Annotated in this window: 2 protein-coding genes; both read left to right on the forward strand. The window is 49.7% G+C overall.

Annotated features, from left to right (window positions below; all coding sequences use genetic code 11):
- Nucleotides 1-186: 186 nt before the first annotated feature.
- Nucleotides 187-1,503: a globin domain-containing protein gene (locus NJLHNGOC_RS15380; protein WP_113597101.1), complete on the forward strand. Its 1,317-nt coding sequence runs from the start codon at nt 187-189 to the stop codon at nt 1,501-1,503.
- A gap of 91 nt (nt 1,504-1,594) precedes the next feature.
- Nucleotides 1,595-2,398, forward strand: coding sequence for a hypothetical protein (locus NJLHNGOC_RS15385; protein WP_010512480.1), 804 nt, complete (start codon nt 1,595-1,597; stop codon nt 2,396-2,398).
- Nucleotides 2,399-2,437 lie beyond the last annotated feature (39 nt).

The raw sequence follows: 2,437 nt of genomic DNA on the forward strand, positions 1-2,437 counted from the left end.
AAAATGGAATCACAGAGCAGACCTCAATACCAGAGGGTTTTTCGAACCCTCCAGATCAGTGCACGGAGCGCATAATCGGTCTGCAAATTAAGTTTCATACCTACAGCATGCATCTACTTGACAGATTTTCCAAGATGTCTGACACAAAAGGTGTATGGACTATGAACCTTAAAGGATCGAATCACAATGTCCGCCCCACTCGACGAAAAAACACGCGCTCTCGTTGTTGCGACAGTTCCAGCTCTCAAAGCGCACGGTCTTGCGATTACGGAAGAAATGTACAAGCGTCTTCTGTCGCACCCCGAAATTCGAGATCTCTTTAATCTCTCCCATCAGCGGGATCTGGAGCAGCCCAAAGCACTGGCGCTGGCTGTTCTCGCGTATGCCGAGCATATCAATGATCTTGGAAAGCTGGGCGGCATGGTCGAGCGCATTGCCGAAAAGCATGTTGGCCTGAACATTTTGCCTGAGCATTATCCTTTCGTTGCAGACGCGTTGATCGGTGCTATCAAGCACGTTCTCGGCGATGCGGCGACTCCGGAAATTATTGATGCATGGGGTAAAGCTTACTGGTTTCTGGCAGATGTCCTGATCGGTCGAGAAAAACAGATCTATGACGAGCACGAACATGCTCCTGGAGGCTGGAAGGGGTGGCGTGAATTCACGGTCCGAGCACGGCACAAAGAAACGCCTTTCATTACTTCGTTTGATCTGGTTCCAGTCGATGGAAAGCCGCTTTTTCATCATAAGGCCGGCCAATATCTGAGCTTCAAACTTGATATTCCGGGTCACGGGTCACAACGACGTAATTACAGTATTTCTTCAGCACCTGGGGCCGACCATTACCGTATTACCGTCAAGCGTCATGATCAGGGGGTAGTCTCAACGTGGCTTCACGACAGTGTGCAGGTCGGTGACATTCTTCAGGCCGCTAATCCAGCGGGTGATTTTTTTCTGGATGAAGCCAGTCATGCCCCGGTCGTTCTTCTGGCGGCAGGCGTTGGTCTCACGCCGCTGATCTCTATGATTGAAGATCTTGTCGCAACACATTCTGGTCGTAAAATACATTATGTTCTGGGAGCCGACACAGTTGATCTGGCAGCGTTTGTGCCTTTTGTGACGTCTCTGGCGACTGCAGGAAAACTGACAGCTGAGTTCTTTTTTGCAAAGGACAATGTTCCTGCGGGAAACCTTCCAGGACAGCCTGTTGCGCAATCCAATGTTGCTTCATCAGGATGGCTGCATAGAACACTCAGTCATTTGACAGGTAGCAAGGGAACAATACCAGAAGCTGTCTCTTCTGCGGGTATTACGGTTCATTCAGGTCATATTACACAAGATTGGCTGCGCAAAAACCTTGATCACGCAGCGACCTATTACATCTGTGGCCCGGATTCTTTCATGCGCGACATGATTGAAACTTTGCGTAACGAGCAGTTGTCAGGCTCTCAGATCCGCTATGAGATTTTTGGCTCCGCATCTGATCCGGCTCTGGTGATCTGAAACCTGTCAGACGACCTTCTCAGAAAGGAGGAGGTCGTCCGGTCGCTTTTTTTCTGTTTTCTTAAAGTTTTAGCCAGAAAGTCCGTTCAGGATGTCCAAGACGTCATTAGTCAATCGTCCTGACAGGGATCCTGTCAGCACTGTCCTGAAGTGGGTTTTACTTGTTGTCGGGTTTGCTACCGCGATGCTGCTGTTCTGGACAACACTCAGGACATATCAGGGTGCTCCACCTCAGCCTCAGAGATTTGTTTCCCGGTCCGGGGATGTCATCATGACTGCAGATGACATTATCGCTGGTAAAGGCGGGTTCCAGAAAGCAGACCTGATGGATTATGGCAGTCTGTATGGTATGGGCTCGTATTATGGAGAAGATTACACAGCATCCTTACTAAAAAATATTGCGCTTTCAACACGGGAAAATTATGCACACGATGTCGGAGAGAGGACCTTTTCCCATCTGTCTCCGGAAAAGCAGACGGTTGCGACAACCCATATGCGTGAGGATCTTCGTGGCATCGATCTGACACAAGACACGGTTGTGTTACCCGATGCCGTATCCCACGCTTTTGTAAAAATACGTGATGAAACAGCGGCGTCGTTTCTTAGGACAGACCGCTCTTCCGGCTGGAATGCGACACAGGCTCTCACGCCAGCGCTTGCGTTAAAAACAGCCGATTTTCTCATGTATTCAGCTTTGACGACTGTGGCGCATCGCCCTGGCGAGACCTATTCATGGACGCAGAACTGGCCGTATGAACCGTTGGTTGGGAATACACCAACGGGGACCACATTTATATGGACGTGGGCGAGTTTTGGCTTTGTTTTTCTCGCATTTGGTGTCGTTCTGTTTATCTATGAATACTGGCTTGATGATGCTGATACTAGGGCCTGTTAGGGCTTGATCCAGTCTGCTGCGGCAGCGATGTGGATGACC

This window comes from Novacetimonas cocois (assembly GCF_003311635.1).
Lineage (GTDB): Bacteria > Pseudomonadota > Alphaproteobacteria > Acetobacterales > Acetobacteraceae > Novacetimonas > Novacetimonas cocois.

Excerpts from the sequence above, each read along its gene's own strand:
- NJLHNGOC_RS15380 (WP_113597101.1), top strand. The coding sequence starts at position 187 with ATGTCCGCCCCACTCGACGAAAAAACACGCGCTCTCGTTGTTGCGACA.
- NJLHNGOC_RS15385 (WP_010512480.1), top strand. The coding sequence starts at position 1,595 with ATGTCCAAGACGTCATTAGTCAATCGTCCTGACAGGGATCCTGTCAGC.